Source organism: Persicitalea sp. (assembly GCF_041751555.1).
Classification (GTDB): domain Bacteria; phylum Bacteroidota; class Bacteroidia; order Cytophagales; family Spirosomataceae; genus Persicitalea.
Genome location: NZ_JBGSXF010000572.1, coordinates 1 through 1,920, shown reverse-complemented (window position 1 = coordinate 1,920; position 1,920 = coordinate 1). Strand labels below are relative to the sequence as shown.

2 protein-coding genes and 1 pseudogene are annotated in these 1,920 nt (G+C 46.6%); all 3 read right to left on the bottom strand.

Translation table 11 applies throughout. The features are described 5' to 3' along the window. A pseudogene (locus ACEW8P_RS20260) lies at positions 1 to 269 on the bottom strand (hypothetical protein); the annotation flags it as partial. Between the two features lie 41 nt (positions 270 to 310). Next, on the bottom strand, positions 311 to 1,177 hold the full coding sequence (locus tag ACEW8P_RS20255; RefSeq protein ID WP_373514891.1) for an SDR family oxidoreductase: 867 nt from the start codon (positions 1,175 to 1,177) through the stop codon (positions 311 to 313). Positions 1,178 to 1,218: 41 nt separating this feature from the next. Continuing rightward, positions 1,219 to 1,755, bottom strand: a complete 537-nt coding sequence (locus ACEW8P_RS20250; RefSeq protein ID WP_373514892.1) for an SDR family oxidoreductase — start codon at positions 1,753 to 1,755, stop codon at positions 1,219 to 1,221. Positions 1,756 to 1,920 lie beyond the last annotated feature (165 nt).

The window sequence follows — 1,920 nt, the reverse complement described above, 5'->3', positions numbered from 1 at the left end:
GCACTAAACGAAACCCCGGGAACAGTCCCTACAAGCTGGGGTGTGCCGCCTTCTGCAGGAATCCTGTGAATTTGTGCAGTTGTTCTTGACGAAACCAAGGCAGAACCATCCGGCAAAAAGGTGAGGCCCCACGGGCTTGTTAGTCCCGTAGCCAGTTCAGTAATATTTCCTTCCATGGGAAGTTCCTGAGCTTCCGGTATGCTATCCGAGGACGAGTCGCAAGAAAGCAATTGAAGCATAAAAATAAATTTAAGCATGTTCGTTATCATATCTTTGTTTTTATAGATCGGTGATTGATACAGAGACATCTTTATACCAGTCCGCCATTGGCAAAGATGGTTTCGCCATTTATCCATGAACATGGCGAGCTACATAAAGCAGAAACTACTTCGGCAATGTCTTCCGGCTCTCCAATCCGCCCGTGGGGTGTCTTCTGGGCAAACGTTTTAATTTGCTCTTCTGTCTTTCCGTCTGTAAACAAGGTGGTGTTTACAACGCCGGGAGCAATCGTGTTAACAGAAATCTGGCGTCCGGCCAGTTCCTTAGCCAGGGCGCTTGAGTAAATCTGAAGGGCAGCTTTGGATGCAGCATACGGCCCGTATGTTTCGGTTTTCAAAAGTGTTATGGAGGACGAAGTGCTAATGATACGGCCCTGATCCCGTACCCGTCTGGCAGCTTCTCTTAACACATTAAACCCGCCTTTCACATTCGTGTTTATTACGTAGTCAAAATCTTCATCCGTCATACTCGCAAACGGAGAAAGTTTCATGACCCCGGCGTTATTAACAACCACATCTACACCCCCAAAGGTCTTGTCGGTCAAATCAAAAAGTTCACTTACCGCTTTCGGGTCCCTTACATCTGCCTGGAGCCAGATGGCTTCCCCGCCTTTTTCTTTTATTTCACGTACCACGTTCTTTGCAAGATCCCGGTTTACCACACAATTGACGGTGACTTTGTACCCCTGAGCAGCAAGACGCCTGGCGATTGCCGCACCGATACCTCTTGATGATCCGGTAACAATAGCCACTTTATCAGCATCGGGCCTTCTGTTTTCATTATCTGTAGCCCCTGATACTTCCGTTGTCAGCAAACTTGCGACACCCAAACTACCGGCCGCCATAGTTGTTTTAGCTAAAAAGTTGCGACGAGAAACGTCTTTTTGTTCATTATTCATATCCGAAATGGTTTAGAAGTTAAAAATTTTGATTTATAGATTTATAATGCTTGCCCACCTGACACTTCAATACGCTGGCCGTTGATCCAATACGCTTCTTCCGTACAAAGAAAAGCGACTACGGGCCCGATGTCTGTTGGTAACCCTACCCTGCCCAAAGCAGTGAGGGAAGCAATATGATCATTGATCCCTTGGTTATCCCTGACAGTTCCTCCATTAAAGTCAGTCTCAATGGCACCGGGAGCGACGATATTTACCCGGATTTTGCGATTACCCAGCTCCTTTGCCAGATATTTTGTAAGGATTTCCAGGGCGCCTTTCATGGAGGCGTATGCAGAAGAGCCGGGAAAGATAATGCGGGTCAATCCCGAAGAAATATTCACAATACCACCGCCGTCGTTCAGGTATTCCAACGCATGTTGCGCGAAAAAATAACCCGCTTTGAAGTGAATCGAGTACATTTCGTCAAGCTGGGAAACCGTAGTTTCAGCAAAAGGGGTTGATAGCCCTGTACCTGCGTTGTTGATCAAAAAATCAAATTTAGAAGCACTGAACGTCTCTTGTAGTCGTGGGCGCAGTGCATTACTAAAAAAGTCAGGATAATTGCCATGGTCAGAAACAGCCAGTTGCAGTGCCAGGCCTCTCTATCCGCTGTTTTCAATTTCGGCTACTACTGCATCGGCTGCTTGCTTATTGGTTTTGTAGGTGAGTACGACATTTATTCCCTTTTTGGCAAGGTTGAT